The 25,782-nt window shown below is 69.5% G+C and carries 37 protein-coding genes; 33 read left to right on the forward strand and 4 right to left on the reverse strand.

Annotated elements, in window-relative coordinates:
• Nucleotides 1-154 precede the first annotated feature (154 nt).
• Both AB0Q99_RS10470 and AB0Q99_RS10475 read left to right on the forward strand, forming a co-directional pair.
• A complete protein-coding gene (locus tag AB0Q99_RS10470) occupies nt 155-1,120 on the forward strand; it encodes a glycosyltransferase family 2 protein (protein WP_363570131.1) in 966 nt (321 codons plus the stop codon).
• The gene (locus tag AB0Q99_RS10475) at nt 1,117-1,602 is read left to right on the forward strand and encodes a GtrA family protein (RefSeq protein ID WP_363570133.1); all 486 of its coding nucleotides are present in this window, start codon (nt 1,117-1,119) and stop codon (nt 1,600-1,602) included. Before AB0Q99_RS10470 ends, AB0Q99_RS10475 begins: the two co-directional genes overlap by 4 nt.
• On the opposite strand, the gene AB0Q99_RS10480 is transcribed toward AB0Q99_RS10475, so the two are convergent.
• Complete coding sequence (locus AB0Q99_RS10480; protein ID WP_363570135.1) at nt 1,589-3,163, reverse strand: DUF2142 domain-containing protein; 1,575 nt, start codon at nt 3,161-3,163, stop codon at nt 1,589-1,591. The two genes, AB0Q99_RS10475 and AB0Q99_RS10480, sit on opposite strands and share 14 nt — an antisense overlap.
• A 101-nt stretch (nt 3,164-3,264) precedes the next feature.
• On the opposite strand from AB0Q99_RS10480, the gene AB0Q99_RS10485 reads away from it, so the two are divergent.
• Entirely contained in the window at nt 3,265-3,702 is a 438-nt protein-coding gene (locus tag AB0Q99_RS10485; protein WP_363570137.1) for a GtrA family protein, read from the forward strand.
• 79 nt (nt 3,703-3,781) lie between these two features.
• On the opposite strand, the gene rfbC is transcribed toward AB0Q99_RS10485, so the two are convergent.
• Nucleotides 3,782-4,387 carry a dTDP-4-dehydrorhamnose 3,5-epimerase gene (gene rfbC / locus AB0Q99_RS10490; RefSeq protein ID WP_363570139.1) on the reverse strand — a complete coding sequence of 202 codons (606 nt, stop codon included), beginning with the start codon at nt 4,385-4,387 and terminating at the stop codon, nt 3,782-3,784.
• A complete protein-coding gene (rfbA, locus tag AB0Q99_RS10495; RefSeq protein WP_363570141.1) occupies nt 4,384-5,259 on the reverse strand; it encodes a glucose-1-phosphate thymidylyltransferase RfbA in 876 nt (291 codons plus the stop codon). Before rfbA ends, rfbC begins: the two co-directional genes overlap by 4 nt.
• Before the next feature lie 83 nt (nt 5,260-5,342).
• On the opposite strand from rfbA, the gene rfbB reads away from it, so the two are divergent.
• The 8 genes from rfbB to AB0Q99_RS10535 all read left to right on the forward strand — a co-directional run bounded on the left by rfbB (nt 5,343) and on the right by AB0Q99_RS10535 (nt 11,832).
• Nucleotides 5,343-6,320 carry a dTDP-glucose 4,6-dehydratase gene (rfbB, locus tag AB0Q99_RS10500; RefSeq protein ID WP_363570143.1) on the forward strand — a complete coding sequence of 326 codons (978 nt, stop codon included), beginning with the start codon at nt 5,343-5,345 and terminating at the stop codon, nt 6,318-6,320.
• A complete protein-coding gene (rfbD, locus tag AB0Q99_RS10505; protein WP_363570145.1) occupies nt 6,317-7,231 on the forward strand; it encodes a dTDP-4-dehydrorhamnose reductase in 915 nt (304 codons plus the stop codon). The genes rfbB and rfbD overlap by 4 nt, the downstream gene beginning before the upstream one ends.
• A 17-nt stretch (nt 7,232-7,248) precedes the next feature.
• Nucleotides 7,249-8,547 (forward strand): hypothetical protein, encoded by a 1,299-nt coding sequence (locus AB0Q99_RS10510; protein WP_363570147.1) that lies wholly within the window; start codon nt 7,249-7,251, stop codon nt 8,545-8,547.
• A 121-nt stretch (nt 8,548-8,668) separates the two neighbouring features.
• A complete protein-coding gene (locus AB0Q99_RS10515; protein WP_350519905.1) occupies nt 8,669-9,049 on the forward strand; it encodes a DUF2304 domain-containing protein in 381 nt (126 codons plus the stop codon).
• The gene (locus AB0Q99_RS10520) at nt 9,046-9,825 is read left to right on the forward strand and encodes a glycosyltransferase family 2 protein (protein WP_363570149.1); all 780 of its coding nucleotides are present in this window, start codon (nt 9,046-9,048) and stop codon (nt 9,823-9,825) included. The genes AB0Q99_RS10515 and AB0Q99_RS10520 overlap by 4 nt, the downstream gene beginning before the upstream one ends.
• A gap of 7 nt (nt 9,826-9,832) precedes the next feature.
• Nucleotides 9,833-10,726, forward strand: a complete 894-nt coding sequence (locus tag AB0Q99_RS10525) for a glycosyltransferase family 2 protein (RefSeq protein WP_363570151.1) — start codon at nt 9,833-9,835, stop codon at nt 10,724-10,726.
• A 48-nt stretch (nt 10,727-10,774) separates the two neighbouring features.
• Nucleotides 10,775-11,464, forward strand: coding sequence for a glycosyltransferase family 2 protein (locus tag AB0Q99_RS10530; RefSeq protein ID WP_363570153.1), 690 nt, complete (start codon nt 10,775-10,777; stop codon nt 11,462-11,464).
• Entirely contained in the window at nt 11,461-11,832 is a 372-nt protein-coding gene (locus AB0Q99_RS10535; RefSeq protein ID WP_363570155.1) for a DUF2304 domain-containing protein, read from the forward strand. Before AB0Q99_RS10530 ends, AB0Q99_RS10535 begins: the two co-directional genes overlap by 4 nt.
• Nucleotides 11,833-11,916: 84 nt before the next feature.
• Here AB0Q99_RS10535 and AB0Q99_RS10540 read toward each other — a convergent pair whose 3' ends face one another.
• The gene (locus AB0Q99_RS10540; RefSeq protein ID WP_363570157.1) at nt 11,917-13,125 is read right to left on the reverse strand and encodes an acyltransferase; all 1,209 of its coding nucleotides are present in this window, start codon (nt 13,123-13,125) and stop codon (nt 11,917-11,919) included.
• Between the two features lie 354 nt (nt 13,126-13,479).
• Here AB0Q99_RS10540 and AB0Q99_RS10545 point away from each other — a divergent pair, with 354 nt between their 5' ends.
• From AB0Q99_RS10545 to rplO, 22 genes are all read left to right on the forward strand, one after another.
• On the forward strand, nt 13,480-15,294 hold the full coding sequence (locus AB0Q99_RS10545; protein WP_363570159.1) for a hypothetical protein: 1,815 nt from the start codon (nt 13,480-13,482) through the stop codon (nt 15,292-15,294).
• Nucleotides 15,295-15,686: 392 nt separating this feature from the next.
• Entirely contained in the window at nt 15,687-15,995 is a 309-nt protein-coding gene (gene rpsJ / locus AB0Q99_RS10550) for a 30S ribosomal protein S10 (RefSeq protein WP_012785157.1), read from the forward strand.
• Nucleotides 15,996-16,009: 14 nt separating this feature from the next.
• The gene (rplC, locus tag AB0Q99_RS10555; protein WP_207810335.1) at nt 16,010-16,657 is read left to right on the forward strand and encodes a 50S ribosomal protein L3; all 648 of its coding nucleotides are present in this window, start codon (nt 16,010-16,012) and stop codon (nt 16,655-16,657) included.
• Between the two features lie 4 nt (nt 16,658-16,661).
• The gene (rplD, locus tag AB0Q99_RS10560; RefSeq protein ID WP_363570161.1) at nt 16,662-17,339 is read left to right on the forward strand and encodes a 50S ribosomal protein L4; all 678 of its coding nucleotides are present in this window, start codon (nt 16,662-16,664) and stop codon (nt 17,337-17,339) included.
• Complete coding sequence (rplW, locus tag AB0Q99_RS10565) at nt 17,339-17,656, forward strand: 50S ribosomal protein L23 (protein WP_030280768.1); 318 nt, start codon at nt 17,339-17,341, stop codon at nt 17,654-17,656. Before rplD ends, rplW begins: the two co-directional genes overlap by 1 nt.
• A gap of 46 nt (nt 17,657-17,702) precedes the next feature.
• Nucleotides 17,703-18,539, forward strand: a complete 837-nt coding sequence (rplB, locus tag AB0Q99_RS10570; protein WP_207810337.1) for a 50S ribosomal protein L2 — start codon at nt 17,703-17,705, stop codon at nt 18,537-18,539.
• Between the two features lie 11 nt (nt 18,540-18,550).
• Nucleotides 18,551-18,832 (forward strand): 30S ribosomal protein S19, encoded by a 282-nt coding sequence (gene rpsS / locus AB0Q99_RS10575; RefSeq protein ID WP_030280772.1) that lies wholly within the window; start codon nt 18,551-18,553, stop codon nt 18,830-18,832.
• Nucleotides 18,833-18,890: 58 nt separating this feature from the next.
• Nucleotides 18,891-19,238 (forward strand): 50S ribosomal protein L22, encoded by a 348-nt coding sequence (gene rplV / locus AB0Q99_RS10580; RefSeq protein WP_030280773.1) that lies wholly within the window; start codon nt 18,891-18,893, stop codon nt 19,236-19,238.
• Nucleotides 19,238-20,062, forward strand: coding sequence for a 30S ribosomal protein S3 (gene rpsC / locus AB0Q99_RS10585; RefSeq protein WP_316523504.1), 825 nt, complete (start codon nt 19,238-19,240; stop codon nt 20,060-20,062). The genes rplV and rpsC overlap by 1 nt, the downstream gene beginning before the upstream one ends.
• Before the next feature lie 5 nt (nt 20,063-20,067).
• Nucleotides 20,068-20,487 (forward strand): 50S ribosomal protein L16, encoded by a 420-nt coding sequence (gene rplP / locus AB0Q99_RS10590; protein ID WP_030232476.1) that lies wholly within the window; start codon nt 20,068-20,070, stop codon nt 20,485-20,487.
• A complete protein-coding gene (gene rpmC / locus AB0Q99_RS10595; protein WP_030232478.1) occupies nt 20,487-20,711 on the forward strand; it encodes a 50S ribosomal protein L29 in 225 nt (74 codons plus the stop codon). Before rplP ends, rpmC begins: the two co-directional genes overlap by 1 nt.
• A complete protein-coding gene (rpsQ, locus tag AB0Q99_RS10600; protein ID WP_030280777.1) occupies nt 20,711-20,983 on the forward strand; it encodes a 30S ribosomal protein S17 in 273 nt (90 codons plus the stop codon). Before rpmC ends, rpsQ begins: the two co-directional genes overlap by 1 nt.
• Before the next feature lie 102 nt (nt 20,984-21,085).
• Nucleotides 21,086-21,457 (forward strand): 50S ribosomal protein L14, encoded by a 372-nt coding sequence (gene rplN / locus AB0Q99_RS10605; protein WP_030232481.1) that lies wholly within the window; start codon nt 21,086-21,088, stop codon nt 21,455-21,457.
• 15 nt (nt 21,458-21,472) lie between these two features.
• On the forward strand, nt 21,473-21,784 hold the full coding sequence (gene rplX, locus AB0Q99_RS10610; RefSeq protein WP_100892787.1) for a 50S ribosomal protein L24: 312 nt from the start codon (nt 21,473-21,475) through the stop codon (nt 21,782-21,784).
• The gene (gene rplE, locus AB0Q99_RS10615) at nt 21,784-22,353 is read left to right on the forward strand and encodes a 50S ribosomal protein L5 (RefSeq protein WP_363570164.1); all 570 of its coding nucleotides are present in this window, start codon (nt 21,784-21,786) and stop codon (nt 22,351-22,353) included. Before rplX ends, rplE begins: the two co-directional genes overlap by 1 nt.
• A gap of 4 nt (nt 22,354-22,357) precedes the next feature.
• A complete protein-coding gene (locus AB0Q99_RS10620; RefSeq protein ID WP_030055830.1) occupies nt 22,358-22,543 on the forward strand; it encodes a type Z 30S ribosomal protein S14 in 186 nt (61 codons plus the stop codon).
• A gap of 288 nt (nt 22,544-22,831) precedes the next feature.
• Nucleotides 22,832-23,239 carry a 30S ribosomal protein S8 gene (gene rpsH / locus AB0Q99_RS10625; RefSeq protein ID WP_033213994.1) on the forward strand — a complete coding sequence of 136 codons (408 nt, stop codon included), beginning with the start codon at nt 22,832-22,834 and terminating at the stop codon, nt 23,237-23,239.
• A 22-nt stretch (nt 23,240-23,261) separates the two neighbouring features.
• On the forward strand, nt 23,262-23,801 hold the full coding sequence (gene rplF / locus AB0Q99_RS10630; protein ID WP_363570166.1) for a 50S ribosomal protein L6: 540 nt from the start codon (nt 23,262-23,264) through the stop codon (nt 23,799-23,801).
• Between the two features lie 3 nt (nt 23,802-23,804).
• Nucleotides 23,805-24,188 carry a 50S ribosomal protein L18 gene (gene rplR / locus AB0Q99_RS10635; RefSeq protein ID WP_030280785.1) on the forward strand — a complete coding sequence of 128 codons (384 nt, stop codon included), beginning with the start codon at nt 23,805-23,807 and terminating at the stop codon, nt 24,186-24,188.
• A gap of 48 nt (nt 24,189-24,236) precedes the next feature.
• Complete coding sequence (gene rpsE, locus AB0Q99_RS10640) at nt 24,237-24,857, forward strand: 30S ribosomal protein S5 (protein ID WP_030393306.1); 621 nt, start codon at nt 24,237-24,239, stop codon at nt 24,855-24,857.
• Nucleotides 24,857-25,039 (forward strand): 50S ribosomal protein L30, encoded by a 183-nt coding sequence (gene rpmD, locus AB0Q99_RS10645; RefSeq protein ID WP_030055835.1) that lies wholly within the window; start codon nt 24,857-24,859, stop codon nt 25,037-25,039. The genes rpsE and rpmD overlap by 1 nt, the downstream gene beginning before the upstream one ends.
• Nucleotides 25,039-25,494, forward strand: a complete 456-nt coding sequence (gene rplO / locus AB0Q99_RS10650; RefSeq protein WP_094742972.1) for a 50S ribosomal protein L15 — start codon at nt 25,039-25,041, stop codon at nt 25,492-25,494. Before rpmD ends, rplO begins: the two co-directional genes overlap by 1 nt.
• Nucleotides 25,495-25,782: the final 288 nt, after the last annotated feature.

Raw genomic sequence — 25,782 nt, forward strand, 5'->3', positions numbered from 1 at the left:
TCCGAAGGGCTCCGCGCACCGCACGGTGCGCGGGGCCCTTCGGCGTCTCACGGGGCGCTCACCGGAGCGCTCCTCCTTTCACCGGCCGCTCATCGCAGACTGTTATGGTCGGGCCACCAACCAGCCCCGCCGTCGCGGAAAGTGGGACCAACGCATGTCAACGGCACCGCTGTTGTCGGTCGTGATGCCGATCTACAACGAGCAGGAGGCGCTCCCGCTGACCGTCGAACGGCTGCGGCCGATCCTCGACGCGCTCGACGTGACCTACGAGGTGGTCGGCGTCGACGACGGGAGCACCGACGCGACCCCGGTGCTGATGCAGAAGGTCCACCAGGACTGGCCGGAGTTCCGCATCGTCCGCTTCGCCCGCAACTCCGGCCACCAGGCCGCCCTCACGGCCGGCATCCACCGTGCCTTCGGCGACTACGTCGTCTCCATCGACGCCGACCTGCAGGACCCGCCGGAGAAGATCCCGGAGATGCTGGAGCTCGCCCGCGAGCGGAGCCTCGACATCGTCTACGGCGTCCGCGGGGACCGCGGCACCGACACCTTCTTCAAGCGGCACACCGCCGGCGGGTACTACTGGCTGATGCGCAAGCTGGTCGGCAAGCGGATGCCCAACCAGGCCGGTGACTTCCGGCTGCTCAGCCGGGCCGCCGTGAACGCGCTGAAGGCGATGCCCGAGCACCAGCCGGTCTACCGGCTGCTGGTGCCGTGGCTGGGCTTCCCCAGCGGCGAGGTGGTCTACGTGCGGGAGGAGCGGGTCGCGGGCAGCACCCACTACCCGCTGTCCAAGATGGTCGGGCTGGCGCTGGACAGCGTCACCAGCTTCTCCGCCTCCCCGTTGCGGCTGGCGACCTGGCTCGGGCTGTTCAGCTTCCTGGTCTGCATCGCGCTGGCGCTCTACACCACGATCGCGTACGCGGTCGGCTCCACCGTGCCCGGCTGGTCCTCGCTGTTCATAGGGATGCTGTTCATCGGTGCCGTCCAGCTGGTCTGCGTCGGACTGCTCGGCGAGTACGTCGGCCGGATCTACTCGGCGGTCCAGGCGCGGCCCGCCTACTTCGTGGGCTACGACTCGGCCGAGGAGCCGGACCGGTACGGCGGGTCCGGCGAGTGAACGAGATCCTCTCCGCGGACCGGGACGAGCACGACGAGCACCGCGGTGGTTCCGCCCGGGACGCCCGGAACGCGGCTGCCGCCGGCCCGCGAACGGTCCGGCGGCAGCTGCCGTCCTTCCTGGTCATCGGGGTGCTGAGCACCCTCTTCTACCTGGCGCTGTTCGTCACCCTGCGCCTGGTCGCCTCCTCGCAGGTGGCCAACCTGGTCGCGCTGGCCGTCAGCGCGGTGGCCAACACCGCGGCCAACCGCCGCTTCACCTTCGGCATCACCGGCTCGGCCGGCGCGGTGCGGGACCAACTGCAGGGCGCGGTCGCGTTCCTGATCGGGCTCGGCCTCAGCAGCGGTGCCCTGGCGCTGCTCGACGCGGCCGTGCCGCACGCGTCCCGCGTGGTGGAGGTGACCGGGCTCGTGGTGGCGAACGGTCTCGCCACCGTGGCCCGGTTCGTCCTCCTCAAACTGTGGGTCTTCAGGAAGCGCTGACCTCGGCGGTGCGCGCCGCCGGCTCGGCCCCGGCCGGTCGGCCGGTGCTGGTCCAGGCCCAGATCCCGAGCACCACGCAGCCGGCCGCGGCGGTCAGCAGCGCGGTCGCCGAGCCGGCCGGCGGGTGCCAGCTGCCGGCCAGCGGGTTGAGCGGGGTGTAGTCCACCGAGGTGCCGACCCCGGACTGCCAGCGGATCATGGTGTACCCCAGGAACGCCAGCTGCAGGGGCAGCACCAGCAGCGCGATCGTCCGCACCAGCGAGGCCGACCGGGCCCCGTCGAGCACACCGCGGCGCCCGAGGACGAAGGCCGCGATCAGCGGCACCCCGACGGCGACCGGGAGCAGGTACCGGCCCTGGCCGACGAAGCCGACCTTGTGCGCCGCGAGCGCGTCCGAGAGCGTGACCACCGCGAACGGGGCGAGGAAGAAGGCGAGCACCCGCCAGCGGTCGCTCCACGCGCCGAAGGCGAGCGCGGGCAGCACCAGGCAGCCGATCGCCAGGTACCAGAGGTAGTACGCGGTGCCGGGCAGGTGGGTGTCCAGCCACGACGGCACACCGATCACCTCGGTGAAGTAGTCGGGCCAGCGCACGATCACCTCGTGCCGGATCGCCTTGGGCACCGTGATCCCGGGCGCCACCTGGACGGGCATCAGTTCCGAGGCCTTCATGACCACGGTCCACAGCGCCCCCGCGGCGCCGACCGCGCCCAGGGCGCCGGCCGTCCACCAGGCCGGCCGGAAGCGCAGCAGCGGCTTCAGCCGCTCGCGCTTCGCCGGGACCAGCATGATCCCGAAGATCGCCGCGCACCAGAGCGGACCGAGCGCGCGGACCGTCATGAGCACCGAACCGGCGATCCCGATCTGCACCATGGCCGCGCGGCGCAGCGGCTGCTCCGGGTCCAGCAGGGTCGGGATCAGGGCCGCGACCAGGGCCACCCCGGCCGCGATCTCGATGCCGTTGGGGTTGATCGAGCCCGCCAGGTGCGCGGTGATCGGGGTGACCGCGACCAGCAGCCCGGCCGCCGCGACCCGGTGCCTGGTCCAGGCGACGAGGCTGTGCGCGGCGGAGGCGAGCAGCGCCGCGACCAGGCCCGCGCTGATCAGCCGGGCCAGGGTGAGGCCGAGCCAGTTCGGCCAGAGCGCCATCGGCCAGCCGACCAGCGCGTAGTAGACCGGGTTGTACCGGCCGGCCCGGGTGCCCACCCGCTCGATCTGCCGGTCCTCACCGCCGGGCGCCTTGGCGCAGGCCACCGACTTGGTGGGGTCGAACCACCAGCAGTTCTCCCGGACGATCGAGGCCGGCACGTGCTGGAAGGCGCCGACGCCACCACCGGCGGCCTCGGGCTTGGGCGCGAACTCGCCCCGGGCCACCCCGACCGCGCGGATGATGTGCTCCCGCTCGTCCGGGCTCGCGTCGTACGGCGAGGCGAGGGCCCAGCCCGCGCAGACGAGGAAGAACCCGATGAACGCGGTCCACCAGGTCCGCCGGAACAGCAGCCGGCCCGAACTGCTGGAGCCGTGGCCGGATCTGCTCGCGGCGGGCGAGGGAGGAGAGGTCACGGAGGGGGAGTATGAGGACACGCGACCAAGATAACGGGTGGCCGAAATCGCCCGACCCGGGCGGCTGTGTGGCCGCCGGGCGTTGCACTTACGATTTCCCCGTGACTCAACTGGAATCGCCCTCGGAAGTGTCCGGCTCCACCGCGAAGGGCAGGATCGCCGGACTCCTGGGCCATAGCGCGGTGCGGTTCCTGGCCGCCGGCGTCACCAGCACGACCGTCGACATGGGCCTGCTGTACGTCCTGCACGGGGTGCTCGACCTGCCGCTCGCCCCGTCCACGTTCGTCGCGGTGCTGGCGGGCTTCACGACGAACTTCCTGCTGAACCGGATCTGGGCGTTCGACAGCTCCTCGCCGGTCGGCAAGCAGACCGCCCGCTACCTGGTGATGGCGGGCGGAAACTGGGTCGGCACCGTGCTGCTGGTCGGCGGCCTGGTGAAGCTGGGCCTCTTCTACCTGCTGGCCCGCGCGGTCGCGCTGGTGGTCCTCTCGGTGGTCAACTACTTCGGCTACAAGTACTGGGTGTTCCGGGACGAGTGACCGGGACGACGAAGGCCCGGCCGGAGGAATCCGGCCGGGCCTTCGCGCGTCGTGACGGGACCCCGGTCCCGCCGGGGCCTCAGGCCTGCTCGGTGCGCAGGCTCTCGGTGAACGCCTTGCAGGTCTCGTACGTCGGCAGCAGGCCGGAGGAGATCGCCTCCGCCAGCGACGGCGCGGCCTCGTCCCGGGCCGACAGCAGCGGCTGCTCGGCCGGCCACTCGATGCCCAGGTCGGGGTCGAGCGGGTGGACCGAGTGCTCGCCGGTCGGGTTGTACGTCTCGGAGCAGAGGTACGAGAGCGTGGCGTCGTCGCTCAGTGCGCAGAAGCCGTGGCCGAGGCCCTCCGGGATGTAGACCGCGCGGCGCTCCTCGTCGTCGAGCCGGACGCCCTCCCAACGGCCGAAGGTCGGCGAGCCGACCCGCAGGTCCACGATGACGTCGAGCACGGCGCCGCGCACGCAGGTCACGTACTTGGCCTGGCCGGGCGGCACGTCGGCGAAGTGGATGCCGCGGACCACGCCGCGCGAGGAGACCGACAGGTTGGCCTGGGCCAGCCGCAGCGGGTGGCCGACGACCTCGGCCAGCCGGTCGAAGCGGTACCACTCGGTGAACATGCCGCGCGGGTCGCCGTGCAGCTGAGGGGTGATCTCGACCAGGCCCTCGATGCTCAGTTCGCGGAACTTCACCGGGCGTCCTCCTCGTCCAGCAGGGCCAGCAGGTACTGTCCGTAGCCGCTCTTCAGGAGCGGTTCGGCGAGCTCGCGCAGCTGCTCGGAGCCGATCAGGCCGGCCCGCCAGACGGCCTCCTCGATGCAGCCGATCTTGAAGCCCTGGCGCTCCTCGATGACCCGGACGAACTCCGAGGCCTGCACCATCGAGACGAAGGTGCCGGTGTCCAGCCAGGCGGTGCCGCGGTCCAGGATCGTGACGTTCAGCTCGCCCCGGCGCAGGTAGGCGTCGTTGACCGCGGTGATCTCCAGCTCGCCGCGCGCGCTGGGCTTCAGGCCGCGGGCGATCTCCACGACCCGGTTGTCGTAGAAGTAGAGGCCGGGGACGGCGTAGCGCGACTTGGGCTTCTCGGGCTTCTCCTCGATGGAGATCGCCTGGCCGTTCTCGTCGAACTCGACCACGCCGTACGCGGTCGGGTCGGCCACCGGGTAGGCGAAGACCCGGCCGCCGGCGGAGTCGGTGTGCTCGGCCAGGCGCGTGCCGAGGCCGCTGCCGTGGAAGATGTTGTCGCCGAGGATCAGGGCGACGGACTCGTCGCCGATGAAGTCCGCACCGAGCACGAAGGCCTGGGCGATGCCTTCGGGCTTCTCCTGGACGGCGTACTCCAGCTTGAGGCCGAGCTGCGAGCCGTCGCCCAGCAGGCGTTCGAACTGCTCGCGGTCGGCGGGGGTGGTGATGATCAGGATCTCGCTGATGCCCGCCATCACCAGGGTGGACAGCGGGTAGTAGATCATCGGCTTGTCGAAGACGGGGAGCAGCTGCTTCGAGACCGCCCGGGTGAGTGGCCACAGGCGCGAGCCGGTCCCGCCGGCCAGGAGGATTCCACGCATGCGAGCAGCTTAAGTGAGAGCCGGGTGCGCCCCGTCCCGGGCCGTTCGAGGGGGCCGATCGGCGACGGTAGACTACGCGCATTATGCGCATCCTCGTGACCGGCGGCGCCGGATTCATCGGTTCGGAGTTCGTCCGTCAGCTCCTCGGAGCGGACGAGAGCGCCCGGATAACCGTCTTCGACAAGCTCACCTACTCGGGCGTCCTGGAGAACCTGGCCCCGGTGGCCGGCCACCAGGGCTACACCTTCGTGCAGGGCGACATCTGCGACGCGGACGCCGTCGACCAGGTGATGCCGGGCCACGACGTGGTGGTGCACTTCGCCGCCGAGTCGCACGTGGACCGTTCGATCGCCGGTGCGGGCCCCTTCGTCGTGACCAACGTCCTCGGCACCCAGGTCCTGCTGGACTCCGCCCGCAAGCACGGCGTCGGCCGCTTCGTCCACGTCTCCACCGACGAGGTCTACGGCTCCATCAGCGAGGGCTCCTGGACCGAGACCTGGCCGCTGGCCCCGAACTCCCCCTACTCGGCCTCCAAGGCCGGCTCCGACCTGCTGGCGCTGGCGTACCACCGCACCCACGGCATGGACGTCGTGGTGACCCGCTGCTCCAACAACTACGGGCACTACCAGTTCCCGGAGAAGGTCATCCCGCTGTTCACGACCAACCTGATCGACGGCAAGAAGGTGCCGCTGTACGGCAACGGCGGCAACATCCGCGACTGGCTGCACGTCTCGGACCACTGCCGGGGCATCGAGCTGGTCATGCGCGACGGCCGCGCCGGCGAGGTCTACAACATCGGCGGCGGCACCGAGGTCACCAACAAGGAGCTGACCGGCCTGCTGCTGGAGGCCGCGGGCACCGGCTGGGACATGGTCGAGTACGTCGAGGACCGCAAGGGCCACGACCTGCGCTACTCCCTGGACATCAGCAAGATCCGCGAAGAGCTCGGCTACGAGCCGCAGGTGTCCTTCCCGGACGGCCTCGCCGCGACCATCGCCTGGTACCGCGAGAACCGCGCCTGGTGGGAGCCGCTGAAGCAGAAGGCGGCCCTGGCCAAGTGACCGTGAACGCCGCCGGCCGGGTGCGCTGGCTGGTCACCGGCGCGGCCGGGATGCTCGGGCAGGACCTGCTGTCGGTGCTGGCCGCCGACCCGGCCGCCGGGGTCACCGCGCTGCGCCGGGCGGACCTCGACATCACCGACGCCGCGGCCGTGCGGGCCGCCGTCGAGGGCCACGACCTCGTGGTCAACTGCGCCGCGTGGACGGACGTCGACGCCGCGGAGACCGAGGAGGAGGCCGCCACCGCCGTCAACGGCACCGGCGCGCGCCACCTGGCCGCGGCCTGCGCCGGGACCGGTGCCCGGCTGCTGCAGGTCTCCACCGACTACGTGCTGCCGGGCGACGCCACCGAGCCCTGCCCGGAGGACGCCCCGACCGCGCCGGTCAACGCGTACGGCCGGAGCAAGCTGGCGGGGGAGCGGGCCGTCGCCGAACTGCTCCCCGAGCACGGCTACGTGGTGCGCACCGCCTGGCTGTACGGCGAGCACGGCCCGAACTTCGTGGCCACCATGCTCAAGCTGGCCGCCCAGCGGGACACCCTGGACGTGGTCGACGACCAGCACGGTCAGCCGACCTGGTCGTACGCGCTGGCCGGCCGGCTGGCCGAGCTCGGCCGGGCCGCGCTCGCCGGGCGGGCCCCGGCCGGGGTCTACCACGGCACCGCGAGCGGCCGGACCACCTGGTGCGGACTGGCCCGGGAGACCTACGCGCTGAGCGGGCTCGACCCGGAGCGGATCCGCCCGACCACCTCGGAGGCGTTCGTCCGACCGGCCGTCCGCCCCGCCTTCAGCGTGCTGGGCCACGACCGCTGGGCCGCCGCCGGGCTGGCGCCGCTGCCCGAGTGGCGGGCCATGCTCGCCGAGGCCCTGGAGCGCCCGGCCTTCGAGGCGCTGCGCGTCGCGGCGGAGCGGTGAGCGGGGTGCTCGGCCGGATGACGCGCGCGCTGCCGCCGGGACTGCTGGCGGTCGGCGTGGGGACGGTCACCCTCGGGGGCGCCTCGTACGTGCACCTCGGGGTGGCCGGGCACGCGCTCGACCGCCAGGCGATCGCCGACGTCAACGTCCTGTGGACGATAGCCATGGCGTTCGCCCTCGGGCTGTTCTTCCCGGTCGAGCAGGAGCTGACCCGGGTGATCGCCGCCCGCGCCGCCCGGGGCGAGGGCGCGGCCCCGGTGCTGCGCAAGGCGACCGTGCTGACCGGCGGGCTGCTGCTGGTGGTGCTCACCGGGCTGGGGGCGTTCTCCCGCCCGCTCGCGGACACGTTCTTCCACGGCGACCGGAGCCTGGTGGTGGCCCTGGCCGCCGCTTTCGTCGGACCGGCCGCCTGCTACCTGACCCGCGGCGTGCTGGCCGGTCTCGGACACTTCGGTTCGTACGGCCTCCAGCTCGGCCTGGACGGCGTCCTGCGGATCGCCCTCTCGGTCGGCCTGCTGGTGGCGGGTGTGCACTCGGCGCTCGCGTACAGCCTGGTCCTGGCCGTCTCCCCGGTGCTGGCCATGCTCGTCAGCCTGCCGCGGACGCTGCGGATCGCCCTGCCCGGGCCGGCCATCGGCTGGCGGGAGCTGTGCAGCGGCCTGGGCATGCTGACCGTCTCCTTCCTGCTGGCGCAGTTCGTCGCCAACGCCGCCGTGCTCAGCATCAAGGTGCTGGCGCCCTCGCAGGCCGTCCTGGTCGGCGCGATCACCGGCGCGATGGTGCTCAGCCGGGTCCCGCTGTTCGTGTTCGGCGCGCTGCAGGCCTCGTTGATGTCGGGGCTGTCGACGGCCGCGTCGACCGGCGACCGGGTCGGCTTCCGCAAGCTCCTCACCAAGACCTGCGGCATCGTGACGGCCCTCGGGGTCCTCGGCGGGGTGCCCGCCGTGGTCCTGGGGCCATGGATGATTCACGTCGCGTTCAACGCGGACCGGCATGCTCTCGGCCCGGTGGACTTCCTCTGGCTCTCGGTGGGCACGCTCGCCTACCTGCTCGCCACAGTCGTCGGCCAGGCGGTCATCGCCCGCGGCCACCACCGCCGCCAACTGCTCGGCTGGGCGATCGGCACCGCCGCGCTGCTGCTGGTCACCTGCCTCCCGGGGGCCCCCGCCGTCCGGGTGGAGGCCGCCTACACCGCCGGTCCGCTGGTGGTGCTCCTGGTCATGTTGCTGGCGCTGCGCGGCGACGGTAGCGTGCGCGGCGCCGGTGCGGACTCCCCGCAGGCCGCCGTCTCCGCCGACTCGGTCTCCGCGAGCTGATCGCGATGTCGTCAGGGCTCCCCCCGGAGACGTCCCGCGGTACCGGTATCCCTAGCATGTGCCCCATTCACCCCCATGCCTCACCGAAGCGTGAAAGGCGAGATCCATCGTGCAGCTGAGTGTGCTGACTTCGATCACCGGCGTGCTGGTGCTCGTGTGGATCCTGGAGCTGCTGCGCCGTCAGCAGCTCCGGGAGAAGTACGCGGCCCTCTGGCTGGCCATCGGCGTCGTGATCGCCCCGCTGGGCTTCTTCCCCCGGCTGCTGGACTCGACGGCCCGCCGGCTCGGGGTCGCCTCCGGGGTCAGCCTCGTCCTGTTCGCCGGCTTCGTGCTGGTCCTGCTGGTCTGCGTGCACCTCAGCTGGGAGACCAGCCGGCTGGAGGCCGAGACCCGTACCTTGGCCGAGGACGTCGCGATGATGCGCGCCCACCTCGCCGAGCACCACGACTTCCCGATTGCCCGCTCCGGCAGCGACGTGAACGACCCCGAGGTGAAGGCATGATCGACGGCAAGCGGGTACTGATCATCCTCCCCGCCTGGAACGAGGCCGAGGGCCTGCCGAAGATCCTCCGCGAGATCCAGCAGAAGCTCCCCGGCGTGGACACCCTGGTGGTCGACGACGGTTCGACGGACAGCACCGCGGCGGTCGCCGCCGCCTACGGCTCGAAGGTCGCGCAGCTGCCGTACAACCTCGGTGTCGGCGGCGCGATGCGCTTCGGCTACCGCTACGCGCACCTGCACGACTACGACGTGGCGATCCAGTGCGACGCGGACGGCCAGCACGACCCGGCCTACGTGCCCGCGCTGCTGGAGAAGCTCCGCGACGAGGCGGACCTGGTCATCGGCGCCCGCTTCGCCGGCGAGGGCTCGTACAAGGTGCGCGGCCCGCGGGCCTGGGCGATGAAGCTGCTCTCGGTGGTGCTGTCGCGGGTCGCCAGGACCCGGCTCACCGACACCACCTCGGGCTTCAAGGCCTGCAACAAGCCGATGATCGAGTTCTTCTCGCACTGGTACCCGGTCGAGTACCTGGGCGACACCATCGAGAGCATGGTCGGCGCCGCCCGCTGCGGCTTCGTCATCCGCCAGGTCCCGGTCGCGATGCGCGAGCGGACCACCGGTACGCCCTCCGCCTCCCCGATCAAGGCGACGATCTACCTGGCCCGGGCCGGCCTGGTGCTGCTGCTGGCCCTCATCCGCCGCATGCCGGCGAACGTGAAGGCCATCGAGCCCGCCACCCGCGCCGCCGCCCGCCGCCCCGAGCTCATTGGCAAGGTCTAGGTACCCGATGTCCCGTTTCGAGATCCTGATGCCGTACTACGGCGACGTCCGGCTGATGCAGGACGCCGTCCGCAGCGTGCTGGCCCAGGACGGTGACGACTGGCGACTCACGGTCGTCGACGACGGCAAGGAGCCGGACGTCCCCGGCTGGTTCGAGTCCCTCGCGGACCCACGGGTGCGGTACCTGCGCAACGAGACCAACCTCGGCGTCAGCGGCAACTTCAACCGCTGCGTCCAGCTCGCCGAGTACGACTACCTCGTGCTCATGGGCTGCGACGACCTGATGCACCCCAACTACCTGAAGGTGGTCCGGGACGCGCTGGAGCGCTTCCCGGACGCCGGCATGGTCCAGCCCGGCGTGCTGGTCATCGGCGCCGACGGCAACCCGGTCGGCAGCCTCGCCGACACCGTCAAGCGCCGGCTGTACGCGCCGAAGGACCCCGGGCCGCTGCTGATGTCCGGCGAGCCGCTCGCGATGAGCCTGATGCGCGGCGACTGGCTGTACTTCCCGTCCGTGTGCTGGCGCACCAAGGAGATGCAGGCGACCGGCTTCCGGGCCGACCTGGGCGTCATCCAGGACCTCGCGATCATCGTCGACCTGCTGCTCGCCGACGTGTCGCTGGCGGTCGTGCCCGAGGTGTGCTTCAGCTACCGGCGGCACGCGGTCAGCGAGTCCTCGGTCACCGCCTTCACCGGCAAGCGCTTCGAGGAGGCCCGCCGCTTCTTCCGGGAGACCGCGGACCGGCTGGACGCGCACGGCTGGCACCGGGCGGCCACCATCTCCCGCCGCTTCGTCTCGTCCCGGCTGCACGCGCTCAGCATGATCCCCGCGGCCGGCCGCAAGGCGGGCCTGCGCGGCGTCGGGGCGATGCTGAGCCATGTGGCCGGCCGCCGGGCCTGACCCGTGAGATCCCTCCAGCAACCCCCTCCCAGCGCCCAGGAAGCGACCATGTCCCAATACGACGACGTCTGGCTGGTGATCCCCGCCTACAACGAAGGCCAGGTGATCGCCGATGTGGTGGAGAACGCCCGCAAGACGTTCCCGAACATCGTCGTGGTCGACGACGGGAGCACCGACGGCTCGGCCGAGCACATCCTGACCACCGGCGCCCACCTGGTGCGGCACCCGGTCAACCTCGGCCAGGGCGCCGCCCTGCAGACCGGGCTCTCCTACGCGTTGCAGCAGCCGGACGCCCGCTACTTCGCCACCTTCGACGCCGACGGCCAGCACCAGACGGCCGACGTCGAGAAGATGGTCGCCGTGCTGCGCGGCGGAACCGCCGACGTCGTCCTCGGGTCGCGGTTCATCGAGCAGTCCGAGCAGGTCCCGATGATCAAGCGCGTGGTGCTCCGCACGGCGGCCGCGGTCAGCCCGACCGCCCGCAAGCTGAAGCTCACCGACTCGCACAACGGCCTGCGCGTGATCAACCGTGAGGCGGCCTCCCAGCTGCGCATCACCATGAACGGGATGGCGCACGCCTCCGAGATCGTCGGCCTGCTGGCGAAGTCCTCGCTGCGCGTCGTGGAGGTCCCCGTGGACATCCTCTACACCGACTACTCACGCGCCAAGGGCCAGTCCCTGATCAACGGCGTCAACATCCTCTTCGACATCTCGCTCCGGGAGCGTGGCCGGCGATGAAGTACTTCTGGATCCAACTGGTGCTGGTGCTGGGCTCCGGCACGGCGGCGCTCATCTTCATCCGGCGCTGGGACCGGACCAACACCCGGGCCTGGAAGCGCATCGCCTTCGTGCTGTTCGTGCTCGCGAACATCTACGCGGTGCTGCGCCCGAGCGACGTCACCTGGGTGGCGAACCGGCTGGGCGTCGGCCGCGGCACCGACCTGGTGCTGTACATGATGGTCCTGGCGCTGGCCTTCCTGGCGCTCAACACCTACCTGCGCTTCCGCTCCCTGGAGAAGAAGCTCACCGACATGGCCCGCACCGTCGCCATCACCGAGGGCGCGCGGCTCAACCAGGAGCGCTTCGACGAGAAGGTCTCCGGCTAGCTCCGGGCGGTCCCCGCGGGACCGCACGAACCGGGCCCGGTACGCACAGCGCGTACCGGGCCCGGAGTCGTTTCGGGGGGAGGGTCAGGACGAGACCTCCGACAGCGGCCGCACCGGCGCCGCCGGCGGCTGCTCCGGCCGCGGCGGCTTGCGCAGGCCCAGGTCCTTCAGCTTGAGCGCGGGCTTCTCCACGGCGTGCCAGGAGCAGAACGCGGCGGCCACCGAGAGCGCCACCGAGGCCGCCGTGTACGTCCAGTACCCGTGCTTGCCGACGCCCCAGAGCGCGAGGCACTGCTGGATCGGGAACGCGTAGATGTACACCCCGTACGAGAGGTCGACCTTGGTGCCGACCTTGGTCAGCGGGCCGGGCATCCGGCAGGCGAGCCAGATCAGCAGGTAGGCGAAGGCGGGCAGGCCGAACAGGGTGAAGCCGCCGTACCGGGCGGTGCCGAGGAAGACGAGGGCGGCCAGCACGCCGGCCGGGTCGTTGATCGGCAGCCGCTTCTTGTACAGCTCCGCGACCGCGCCGAGGCCGAACATGAAGGTCAGCGGGATGAACATGTCCAGGCTGATCGCGCCCAGGAACGGCAGCTGCCAGCCGGTGAGGCCGGTCGGCGCGTACTCGGGGGCGCGCAGCAGGTGGAAGCCCGTCGCGAGGTGGACCAGGTAGGCGTAGAGCCCCAGGACCATCAGGCCGACGGCCCAGCGCGCGCGCCGCAGCACGCCGACCGCGGCCAGCGAGACCACCAGCAGGTAGCAGAGCACCTCGTACGCCAGCGACCACACCGAGCCGTTGAAGGCGGTGGGGTGCGGCACGTGGTCGAGCAGACCGGAGATCCCCCACTGGTTCACCCCGATCGACCAGTTGGCCTCCAGATATGCCAGCGGGCCCTGCGGGTGCGACCAGAAGCCGGCCAGCCGGCCCTGGTGGTACGCGACGACCGGGGCGACCACGAACGCCGTCAGCAGCAGGCAGGCCCAGAGCCCGGGGAGGATCCGGATGCCGCGGTTCCAGAGGAACCGGGCCGGGCTCAGCCGCATGCCGCTGCGGGTGATCAGCAGCCCGGAGAGCACGAAGAAGCCGCTCACCGCGATCGCGCCGACGTTGGTCTGGCCGCGGCTCTCCAGCAGTCCGAGGTCGGGCTCGCCCAGCCCGAGCGGCATCGCGTGGGCGAAGATCACGGCCAGGGCGAGGACGAGCCGGAGCAGGCCGAAGCCGTTCTTCCGTCCGAGGGCCTCCGACAGCGGCGGACTGGCCGTCAGGACCGACCTCTTGCGTGCGGTGTGCGACATGGGCGGGGGACTCCGGGCCGGTGGTCGTGGCGGGACGTGGACTGCGCGCCTCACCCTATCCGCCCGGGTTCCGGGGCTGACGGGCGCCGGAAGGTGCCTCAGGTGCAGCGGAAGGGGCCCCCGGTGGAGCGGAGGCGCGCCATGACACGCTCTTGGGGGTGCGATTACCATGAGTCCCGGCCAGGGCCCGGCTTCGCCGGCGGCGACGATCCATCCGCCGGACGCCCACAGCACGTCAGGAATTTCGGCCGACCTGTGCCGAACGGGCGCCCGGCCGCCGCCCGCAGAGCTCGCCCGCACCCGGCGAGCCGGTCCGACCCGCGGCAGTGTGCCGCTTCACGGAAGCGAAGAGACATGACGGATTTGGCCCCGGACGTCGTCGGCGGCCGCGCCGGCGTGCCCGACGGCGAGGCGACCACGGCGTCCTCCGACGGATCGCCGGGCGGCCGCCGGGGCGACCGCTTCTCGCGGTGGACCGAGAAGCGCTGGTTCCTCCCGTTGGCGGAAGGCCTGGTCAGCGTCGGCGTCGCGCTCGGCTTCATGCTGCTGTGCACGCACATCAGCGTCAACCCCACCACCCGGATCGGCCAGGTCAGCGGCCTCGCCAAGATCCAGCAGTACGCGGCGCTGCTCGGCATCCCGCTCCTCGCGGTGCTGCTGCTGCTCGCCTACCGCGGGACGCTGCGCTACTACCGGGTCGCGCAGCGGCTGGCCTGCGCCGCCGTCGCGGGCCTGGGCACCGGCGTGGTGGCCGGCGGCATAGTGGTGGCCCTGCACGGCACCCCCTGGGGCCTCGGCGGCCAGGAGGGCGACCCGGGCAACCTGATGGGCATGGCGAACGACATGCTGCGCGGCAAGGGCCTGCCCGGGGTGTACCCCCCGCTGTTCCCCGCCCTGCTCGCGGTCTGGGCCAAGCTCTTCCACAACGGCATCGCCGGCGTGGGCCACGCGCTCAAGGACCTGCAGCTGATCCTCAGCGCGCTCGTCGGGCCGATGGCCTACCTCTCCTGGCGCATGCTGCTCCGCCCGTTCTGGGCGATGGCGGTCGCGGTGCCGGCGTCGATCGTCTTCCTCGACCCGATCCGCCCGTACAGCCACGGCTCCATGCTGGTGCTGCTGCCGCTGCTGGCGGCCTGCTTCCGGGAGATCCGCCGGGTCGACGAGCTCTCGACCCGCTCGGCGCTGCTGCGCGGCCTCGGCTTCGGCGCCGCGTTCGGCGTGATGTTCCTCTGGTACTCGGGCTGGTACCTGTGGGCCGCGCCGGGCTCGTTCGTCCTGGTCCTGATGATCTTCCCGTGGCGCCGCGGCCGGACCGCCCTCACCCGCGCGCTGGTCTTCCTGGGCACCATGCTGGTCACCGCCGGCGTCATCGGCGCCCCGCTGCTGTACCAGCTGGCCCGCCTCGGCGCCTCCACGCTGGACCGCTACGCCTACATCAACACCTACATCGACCCGGCCTACGTCATGGGCTGGGCCTCGGACCGCTCCGGCGACCTGACGTACCACAACTGGCCGCCCCAGGGCGACATCGCCGGGCAGACCGGCTTCGGCGTGCTGCTGCTGCTCGGCGTGGGCATCGGAGTCGGCCTGGGCCTGCGCAACATGGTGATCCGCACCGCCGGCTTCGTCCTGGCCGGTGCCTGGCTGATGCGCTTCTGGTTCGCCTCGCACATGGAGCACAACCAGGCCGTCCAGCTGTACCCGCGCACGACCTGGATCATCCTCTACTGCCTGATCATCCTGGCGGTCATGGGCGTCATGCTGACCTACCAGCGCGGCTTCGGCTGGGTCCGGAGCACGCTGGCCGAGGTGGCCCCGTCCCGGGCCGCGCGGATCTCGCCGCGGGTGATGGCGCAGCTGGCCGCCGGCCTGGTCTGCGCGCTCGCCCTGTTCGCGACCATGGGCGGCTCCTGGTCGGCCAACCGCTTCATGCCGTCCACCAACCCGGGCGTCGAGGACATGGGTCTGGACGCGCTCCGCGCCCACCTGCAGCAGCTCGACAACGGCCAGTGCCCCAAGTACTCGCCGTACAAGGGCAAGCAGGCCTGCAACCCGATCAACATGGACCTGACCGAGTACACCTTCGGTCCGGACCCGATGAAGCTCTGGTGCGCCAACACCACGTCGCGGGACGTGGACGTCACCTGCGGGCGCCCGCCCAAGAACTGACCTGCGGATTCACCCCGTCGGGGCCGGTGAGGAGCACCTCACCGGCCCCGATTGGCATCTCGGCTGCTCCATGTGGCAGTATGTCCAAGTTGCTCGGTTGAGTGCCGATGCTGCGCGCCTCCCGCCGGGAGGACCGGAAGCGAGTCCCACGTACTCGTCGTTCCCGTGATGGCCGTCAAGCGTGAGTTCTACGCCACGGCAGCTGCGGGGCGAAAGTACGGGAATCTTCCGGGAAGCGTACGCGGGGCCTCGATCCGGCATCCCCCACCCCGAAAGTTCGAAACCGACGAAGTACTTCGCCGGTTTTTTGCAAGCGCGAAGGCGACACGCCCGAGCGCGGGGGTCGGAGGGGAGTCGTGCAGTGACTAAGGACAAAGGACTACTGAGTAGCCATGGCGGGACAGAAGATCCGCATCCGGCTCAAGGCCTACGACCACGAGGTCATCGACTCCTCGGCGAAGAAGATCGTCGAGACGGTGATCCGTACTGGTGCGCAGGTCGCGGGCCCGGTGCCGCTGCCCACTGAGAAGAACGTGTACTGCGTCATCCGCTCGCCGCACAAGTACAAGGACTCGCGCGAGCACTTCGAGATGCGTACTCACAAGCGTCTGATCGACATCCTCGACCCCACGCCGAAGACGGTTGACTCGCTCATGCGTCTCGACCTGCCGGCGGGCGTCGACATCGAGATCAAGCTCTGAGAGGCGCACCGAAGATGGCTAAGCAGATTAAGGGCATCCTGGGCGAGAAGCTCGGCATGACCCAGGTCTGGGACGAGAACAACCGGGTCGTTCCGGTGACCGTCGTCAAGGCTGGGCCCAATGTCGTGACCCAGGTCCACACCGCCGACAGCCCGGCCGGCTACAGTGCCGTCCAGCTCGGCTTCGGCGAGATCGACCCCCGCAAGGTGAACAAGCCCCTCGCGGGCCACTTCGCCAAGGCCGGTGTCACCCCGCGCCGCCACCTGGTCGAGATCCGTACCTCGGACGCTTCCGAGTACACCCTGGGCCAGGAGATCACCGCCGAGCTGTTCGAGGCGGGTGTCAAGGTCGACGTGACCGGCACCTCCAAGGGCAAGGGCTTCGCCGGTGTCATGAAGCGTCACAACTTCAAGGGTCTCGGCGCCGGTCACGGCACCCAGCGCAAGCACCGCTCGCCCGGTTCCATCGGTGGCTGCGCCACCCCGGGCCGTGTGTTCAAGGGCCTGCGCATGGCTGGTCGGATGGGCCACGAGCGTGTGACCACCCAGAACCTGACCGTGCACGCGGTCGACGCGGAGAAGGGTCTGCTGCTCATCAAGGGCGCCGTCCCGGGCCCGAACGGCGGCCTCGTCCTCGTCCGCACCGCGGCGAAGGGGCTGTGAGGAAATGAGCACCATTGACATCCTGTCGCCGGCTGGCGACAAGACCGGCAGCCTCGAGCTTCCGGCCGAGATCTTCGACGCGAAGGTCAGCGTTCCGCTGATGCACCAGGTCGTCGTGGCGCAGCTCGCTGCGGCCCGTCAGGGCACCCACAAGACCAAGACTCGCGGCGAGGTCCGCGGTGGCGGCAAGAAGCCGTACCGCCAGAAGGGCACCGGCCGCGCCCGTCAGGGCTCGACCCGTGCGCCGCAGTTCGCCGGCGGTGGCGTCGTGCACGGTCCCGTGCCGCGCGACTACTCGCAGCGGACCCCGAAGAAGATGATCGCCGCCGCCCTGCGCGGTGCGCTCACCGACCGGGCCCGCCACAACCGCATTCACGTCGTCACCGGCGTGACCGCGACCGAGGCGCCGTCGACCAAGGCCGCCAAGAGCCTGTTCGGCAAGATCACCGAGCGCAAGAACGTCCTCCTGGTCGTCGAGCGCGAGGACGAGCTGGGCCTGAAGTCCGCTCGCAACCTGCCGCACGTGCACATCCTGGACGCCGGTCAGCTGAACACCTACGACGTGCTCGTCTCCGACGATGTGGTCTTCACCCAGGCCGCCTTCGAGCGTTTCGTGGCCGGTCCGGTCGCGTCCGCCAAGGCCGTTGCCGCTGAGGGCGAGCTCGAAGGGAGCGCCGCCTGATGAGCGACGTTACGAGCAAGACGTTCACGGACCCCCGTGACGTCCTGGTGAAGCCGGTCATCTCCGAGAAGAGCTACAGCCTTCTCGACGAGAACAAGTACACGTTCATCGTGTCGCCGGGCGCCAACAAGACCCAGATCAAGCAGGCCGTCGAGGCGGTCTTCTCGGTCAAGGTCGAGGCTGTCAACACGATCAACCGTCAGGGCAAGCGCAAGCGGTCCAAGACGGGCTTTGGCAAGCGCAAGGACACCAAGCGCGCCATCGTGACGCTGGCCGAGGGCAACCGCATCGACATCTTCGGTGGTCCGGTCTCCTGAACAAGGAGATCGTGATCGTCGATTAGGACGAGGACGAGAGAGCCAAATGGGCATCCGCAAGTACAAGCCGACTACGCCGGGCCGTCGTGGCTCCAGCGTGGCCGACTTCGTAGAAATCACGCGGTCCACGCCGGAGAAGTCGCTGGTTCGCCCCCTGCACAGCAAGGGCGGCCGTAACAACGCCGGTCGTGTCACCGCTCGCCACCAGGGTGGCGGTCACAAGCGCGCCTACCGCGTGATCGACTTCCGTCGTCACGACAAGGACGGCGTGCCGGCCAAGGTCGCGCACATCGAGTACGACCCGAACCGCACCGCGCGCATCGCGCTCCTGCACTACGCGGACGGCGAGAAGCGCTACATCATCGCGCCGCGCGGCATCACGCAGGGTGACCGGATCGAGAACGGCGCTGGCGCCGACATCAAGCCGGGCAACAACCTGCCGCTGCGCAACATCCCGGTCGGTACCACCATCCACGCGGTGGAGCTGCGTCCCGGTGGCGGTGCCAAGCTGGCCCGCTCCGCCGGCTCCGGCATCCAGCTGCTGGCGCGTGAGGGCAAGATGGCGCACCTGCGCATGCCCTCCGGTGAGATCCGCCTGGTGGACGCGCGCTGCCGCGCGACCGTCGGCGAGGTCGGCAACGCCGAGCAGTCGAACATCAACTGGGGCAAGGCCGGCCGCATGCGCTGGAAGGGCGTCCGCCCGACCGTGCGTGGTGTCGCCATGAACCCGATCGACCACCCGCACGGTGGTGGTGAGGGTAAGACCTCCGGTGGTCGCCACCCGGTCTCGCCGTGGGGTAAGCCCGAGGGCCGTACCCGTCGCCCGAACAAGGCGTCGGACAAGCTCATCGTGCGCCGCCGCAAGACCAACAAGAAGCGCTAGGAGCAGGTCAGATGCCGCGCAGTCTCAAGAAGGGCCCCTTCATCGACGGCCACCTCATCAAGAAGGTGGACGCTCAGAACGAGGCGGGTACTCAGAACGTCATCAAGACCTGGTCCCGTCGTTCCGTGATCTCGCCGAGCATGCTCGGTCACACGATCGCGGTCCACGATGGCCGCAAGCACGTCCCGGTGTTCGTCACCGAGTCGATGGTCGGCCACAAGCTCGGCGAGTTCGCTCCGACCCGCACCTTCCGTGGCCACGTGAAGGAAGACCGGAAGTCGAAGCGTCGCTAAGCGCCTGAGCTTGACGCGCCACAACGACTCAATGACTTACTCCATTAAGGGGACAACCATGGAAGCCAGGGCTCAGGCGCGGTACATCCGCGTGACGCCCATGAAGGCCCGCCGCGTGGTGGACCTCATCCGTGGCATGAATGCCACGGAGGCCCAGGCCGTCCTGCGTTTCGCTCCGCAGGCCGCCACCGTGCCGGTCGGCAAGGTGCTCGACAGCGCCATTGCCAACGCCGCGCACAACTACAACCACTCCAACGTGGACGACCTCTACATCTCCGAGGCGTACGTTGACGAGGGCCCGACCCTGAAGCGGTTCCGTCCGCGTGCCCAGGGCCGCGCCTACCGGATCCGCAAGCGGACCAGCCACATCACCGTGGTCGTCAGCAGCAAGGAAGGGACCCGGTAATGGGCCAGAAGGTTAACCCGCACGGGTTCCGTCTCGGCATCAGCACGGACTTCAAGTCCCGCTGGTACGCCGACAAGCTGTACAAGGACTACGTCAAGGAAGACGTCGCGATCCGTCGTCTCATGACGAAGGGCATGGAGCGCGCCGGCATCTCGAAGGTCGAGATCGAGCGCACCCGTGACCGCGTCCGCGTGGACATCCACACCGCCCGTCCGGGCATCGTGATCGGCCGCCGCGGCGCGGAGGCCGACAAGATCCGGGGCAACCTGGAGAAGCTGACCGGCAAGCAGGTCCAGCTGAACATCCTCGAGGTCAAGAACCCCGAGCTGGACGCCCAGCTCGTGGCTCAGGGCGTCGCGGAGCAGCTGTCCTCCCGCGTCTCCTTCCGCCGTGCCATGCGCAAGTCGATGCAGGGCACCATGAAGTCCGGCGCCAAGGGCATCAAGGTCCAGTGCTCCGGTCGTCTCGGCGGCGCCGAGATGAGCCGTTCGGAGTTCTACCGCGAGGGGCGCGTGCCGCTGCACACCCTGCGTGCGAACGTCGACTACGGCTTCTTCGAGGCCAAGACCACCTTCGGCCGCATCGGCGTGAAGGTCTGGATCTACAAGGGCGACGTCAAGAACATCGCCGAGGTCCGCGCTGAGAACGCCGCTGCCCGCTCGGGCAACCGCCCGGCCCGTCCCGAGGGTGGTCGTCCCGCCCGCGGTGGCGAGCGCCGTGGTGGCGAGCGCGGTGGCCGTGGCCGTCGTCCCGCCGCTGCCGAGGCCCCCGCGGCCCCGGCCGCCGAGGCTCCGGCTGCAGAGAACACCGGAACGGAGGCCTGACCCCAATGCTGATCCCCCGTCGGGTCAAGCACCGCAAGCAGCACCACCCGAAGCGCCGTGGCGCTGCCAAGGGTGGCACCGAGCTGGCGTTCGGCCAGTTCGGCATCCAGGCCGTCACCCCGGCCTACGTGACGAACCGTCAGATCGAGTCCGCTCGTATCGCGATCACCCGTCACATCCGCCGTGGCGGCAAGGTCTGGATCAACATCTACCCGGACCGCCCGCTCACCAAGAAGCCGGCCGAGACCCGCATGGGTTCCGGTAAGGGTTCGCCGGAGTGGTGGATCGCGAACGTGCACCCGGGTCGGGTCATGTTCGAGCTGTCGTACCCGAACGAGAAGGTTGCTCGCGAGGCGCTCACCCGCGCCGCGCACAAGCTGCCGATGAAGTGCCGGATCGTCCGGCGCGAGGACGGTGAGAGCTGATGTCGGCCGCTACCAAGGCTGCTGAGCTTCGCTCGCTGGACAACGAGGGTCTCGTTGCCAAGCTTCGCGAGGCCAAGGAGGAGCTGTTCAACCTCCGCTTCCAGGCGGCGACCGGGCAGCTCGACAACCACGGACGGCTCAAGCTCGTCCGCAAGGACATCGCGCGGATCTACACCCTGATGCGCGAGCGCGAGCTGGGCATCGAGACGGTGGAGAACGCCTGATGACTGAGAACACCAACGAGACGCGCGGTTTCCGCAAGACCCGTGAGGGTCTCGTCGTCAGCGACAAGATGGACAAGACCGTCGTCGTCGCCGTCGAGGACCGCGTCAAGCACGCTCTGTACGGCAAGGTCATCCGCCGTACGAACAAGCTGAAGGCGCACGACGAGCAGAACGCGTGCGGCGTGGGCGACCGGGTCCTCCTCGCGGAGACCCGCCCGCTGTCCGCGACGAAGCGCTGGCGCGTCGTCGAGATCCTCGAGAAGGCCAAGTAACGAAGCCGATGAGGTACGGCCGTATGTGCACCGGGTCCGTTCAGGACGCCGGTGTGAGCAGCGGCCGGCCCGTCGACTCTCGTTGACGATCAGGAGAAAGCTGTGATCCAGCAGGAGTCGCGACTGCGTGTTGCCGACAACACTGGTGCCAAGGAGATCCTTTGCATCCGTGTTCTCGGTGGCTCCGGTCGCCGCTACGCCGGAATCGGGGACGTCATCGTCGCGACCGTCAAGGACGCGATCCCCGGTGGCTCGGTGAAGAAGGGTGACGTCGTCAAGTGCGTCGTCGTCCGCACCGTCAAGGAGCGTCGTCGTCCGGATGGCTCGTACATCCGTTTCGACGAGAACGCTGCTGTCGTGCTGAAGAACACCGAGGGTGACCCCCGTGGCACCCGCATCTTCGGCCCGGTGGGCCGCGAGCTGCGCGACAAGAAGTTCATGAAGATCATCTCGCTGGCGCCGGAGGTGCTCTAACCCATGGCGAACAGCATGAAGATCAAGAAGGGTGACCTGGTTCAGGTCATCACCGGCAAGGACAAGGGCAAGCAGGGCAAGGTCATCCAGGCCCTGCCGGCTGAGAACAAGGTCCTGGTCGAGGGTGTGAACCGGGTCAAGAAGCACACCAAGCCGGGTCCGGGCACCCAGGGTGGCATCGTCACCGTCGAGGCCCCGGTTCACGTCTCCAACGTCCAGCTGGTCGTGGAGAAGGACGGCAAGAAGGTCGTCACCCGCGTTGGCTACCGCTTCGACGACGAGGGCAACAAGATCCGCGTTGCCAAGCGAACCGGTGAGGACATCTGATGTCTGAGACGACTGTTGAGAAGGTGGCCCCCCGCCTCAAGGAGCGTTACAACTCCGAGATCAAGGGCCAGCTGCACGAGCAGTTCAAGTACGAGAACGTCATGCTGATCCCCGGCCTGGTCAAGGTCGTGGTCAACATGGGTGTCGGCGAGGCTGCCCGTGACAGCAAGCTGATCGAGGGCGCGATCCGCGACCTGACCGCGATCACCGGTCAGAAGCCGGCCGTGACCAAGGCCCGCAAGTCCATCGCGCAGTTCAAGCTGCGCGAGGGCCAGCCGATCGGCACGCACGTCACCCTCCGTGGTGACCGCATGTGGGAGTTCCTGGACCGTCTGGTTTCGCTGGCCCTGCCGCGAATCCGCGACTTCCGCGGCCTTTCCCCGAAGCAGTTCGACGGCCGTGGCAACTACACCTTCGGTCTGACCGAGCAGGTTATGTTCCACGAGATCGACCAGGACAAGGTCGACCGTCAGCGCGGTATGGACATCACCGTCGTGACCACCGCTCAGACCGACGACGAGGGCCGGGCGCTCCTGCGCGCTCTGGGCTTCCCGTTCAAGGAGGCGTGAGCCAATGGCGAAGAAGTCCCTCATCGCGAAGTCCGAGCGCAAGCCGAAGTTCGGCGTCCGGGCCTACACCCGGTGCCAGCGCTGCGGCCGTCCGCACTCGGTGTACCGCAAGTTCGGCCTGTGCCGTGTCTGCCTCCGTGAGATGGCGCACCGCGGCGAGCTGCCGGGCGTGACCAAGAGCTCCTGGTAGTCCTTCCCCTCCCAGGGAAAGACCCGGAACTCCGGCACACAGCGACGCAGAGGTGCCCGATCCCACACCGGCCCGTTTTGGGCCTGCCGTACGGATTCCCGTAAGGTAGTGGGGTCGGGCCCCCTGCCGCGGCTTCCCCATGGATGCCCGTGGCCCTCTTACGGGAGGGCTCGCACCCAGTCTTACTACGTCGCAGGTCCCCTGCGTTTGTGCCCCTGACGAACTCGCGAGAGTGCGGCAGGGGGACCTGGCGCGGAGAAACCACGGCGAGAGAGGCCTGAGGCCATCATGACCATGACCGACCCCATCGCAGACATGCTCACGCGTCTGCGTAACGCGAACTCGGCGTACCACGACTCCGTGGCGATGCCGGCCAGCAAGATCAAGGCGCACGTCGCCGAGATCCTGCAGCAGGAGGGGTACATCTCCTCCTACAAGGTTGAGGAGCCCACCGAGGGCGAGGTCGGCAAGAAGCTGACCATCGAGCTCAAGTTCGGCCCCAACCGTGAGCGCTCCATCGCCGGCATCAAGCGCATCAGCAAGCCGGGTCTGCGCGTTTACGCAAAGTCCACCAACCTGCCGAAGGTGCTCGGCGGCCTGGGCGTGGCGATCATCTCCACGTCCTCCGGCCTCCTGACCGACAAGCAGGCCGCCAAGAAGGGCGTAGGCGGAGAAGTTCTCGCCTACGTCTGGTAATTCGGGAAACGGAGGTACAGCAATGTCGCGCATTGGACGGCTGCCCATCCAGGTCCCCGCTGGCGTGGACGTCACCATCGATGGCCAGACGGTCTCGGTGAAGGGCCCGAAGGGCTCCCTCACCCACGTCGTCGCCGCGCCGATCGAGATCGGCAAGGGCGAGGACGGCACTCTGGCTGTCACCCGCCCCAACGACGAGCGTCAGTCGAAGGCCCTGCACGGCCTGACCCGCACGCTGGTGGCGAACATGATCACCGGCGTGACCGCGGGCTACCGCAAGTCGCTGGAGATCAGCGGTGTTGGTTACCGAGTCGCTGCGAAGGGCTCCGACATGGAGTTCCAGCTCGGCTACAGCCACCCGATCCTGGTCCCCGCGCCGGAGGGCATCTCCTTCGTCGTCGAGTCGCCCACCAAGTTCCACGTGGACGGCATCGACAAGCAGAAGGTCGGCGAGGTCGCCGCGAAGATCCGCAAGCTGCGCAAGCCCGACCCGTACAAGGCCAAGGGCGTCAAGTACGCGGGCGAGGTCATCCGCCGCAAGGTCGGAAAGAGTGGTAAGTAAGCGATGAGCGTCTCTGTCAAGATCGGCAAGGGCAACGCCTACAAGAGCGCCGCTCGCAAGCGCCGCGCGATCCGCGTTCGCAAGCGCGTCGTCGGCACCGAGGTGCGTCCGCGTCTCGTCGTGACGCGTTCGAACCGTCACATGGTCGCCCAGGTCATCGACGACGCCAAGGGTCACACCCTGGCGTCGGCGTCCACCCTCGACGTGTCCATCAAGGGCGCCGAGGGCGACAAGACCGAGCTGGCCAAGAAGGTCGGGAGCCTGGTCGCCGAGCGCGCCAAGGCCGCCGGCATCGAGTCGGTCGTCTTCGACCGCGCGGGCAACCGGTACGCCGGCCGCATCGCCGCCCTGGCGGACGCGGCTCGCGAGGCCGGGCTCGACTTCTAAGCCGCTCGTCGACTCTGTCGGCGGACGTAATCGAGAGAGGTAATTCCAATGGCTGGACCCCAGCGCCGCGGTAGCGGCGCCGGCGGCGGCACCGGTGGCGAGCGGCGTGACCGTAAGCGTGACGACCGGGGTAACGCCCCCGCCGTCGAGAAGACCGCTTACGTCGAGCGCGTCGTCGCGATCAACCGTGTCGCCAAGGTTGTCAAGGGTGGTCGTCGCTTCTCCTTCACCGCGCTGGTCGTGGTGGGCGATGGTGACGGCACCGTGGGTGTCGGTTACGGGAAGGCGAAGGAGGTTCCGGCCGCCATCGCCAAGGGTGTTGAGGAGGCCAAGAAGAACTTCTTCAAGGTCCCCCGTATCCAGGGCACCATCCCGCACCCGATCCAGGGTGAGAAGGCCGCCGGCGTCGTGCTGCTGAAGCCCGCCGCCCCCGGTACCGGTGTTATCGCCGGTGGTCCGGTGCGCGCCGTCCTGGAGTGCGCCGGCATCCACGACATCCTGTCGAAGTCGCTCGGCTCGGACAACGCGATCAACATCGTGCACGCCACCGTGGCTGCTCTGAAGGGCCTCGTGCGCCCCGAGGAGATCGCCGCCCGTCGTGGCCTGCCGCTGGAGGACGTGGCCCCCGCCGCTCTGCTGCGGGCGCGTGCTGCTGGGGTGAGCGCCTGATGGCTCGCCTGAAGATCACGCAGACCAAGTCGTACATCGGCAGCAAGCAGAACCACCGTGACACCCTGCGTTCGCTTGGTCTCAAGCGCATGCACGACGTCGTGGTGAAGGAGGACCGTCCCGAGATCCGCGGGATGGCCCACACGGTCCGTCACCTGGTGACGGTTGAGGAGGTGGACTGATCATGGGCGACAACCCGATCAAGATCCACAACCTGCGTCCCGCCCCGGGTGCCAAGACCGACAAGATCCGTGTGGGTCGTGGTGAGGGTTCCAAGGGTAAGACCGCCGGTCGTGGTACCAAGGGCACCAAGGCCCGCTACCAGGTTCCGCAGCGCTTCGAGGGTGGCCAGATGCCGCTCCACATGCGCCTGCCGAAGCTGAAGGGCTTCAAGAACCCGTTCAAGATCACGTTCCAGGTCGTCAACCTCGACAAGCTGGCCGAGCTCTACCCGCAGGGTGGCGAGGTCACGGTCGAGGACCTGGTCGCGAAGGGCGCGGTTCGCAAGAACTCCCTCGTCAAGGTGCTCGGCACCGGCGAGGTCTCGGTCGCGCTGCAGGTGACGGTCGACGCCGTCTCCGGCTCCGCCGCCGAGAAGATCAAGGCCGCCGGCGGCACGGTCACCGAGCTCGTCTGAGCCCGCTGAATACCGCCATCGAGCCCCGTACCTCCTCCGGGAGGTGCGGGGCTCGTGCCTTTTCCGGTCCGTTCCGGACCCGGTGGCCCGATTTCGGCCTCCGCCGGGAAACCCGGGAAATCCGGGGCGGCCGGCGGTCCGGCCCCGTAAAGGCCCTCGTTCTTTTGTGTGGCAAACCCGGGCATCCCGTACCCCGTGAGTGGGGGACGGGCCGTACGCGCTTCTTCGGAGTGGCCGCGCACTGTTAGAGTCCGTGGAGTTCCCTTGTAGGCTGCGCGTAGGCTCGCC

This window comes from Kitasatospora sp. NPDC086791, assembly GCF_040685975.1.
In the GTDB taxonomy this organism is placed as follows: Bacteria; Actinomycetota; Actinomycetes; order Streptomycetales; family Streptomycetaceae; genus Kitasatospora.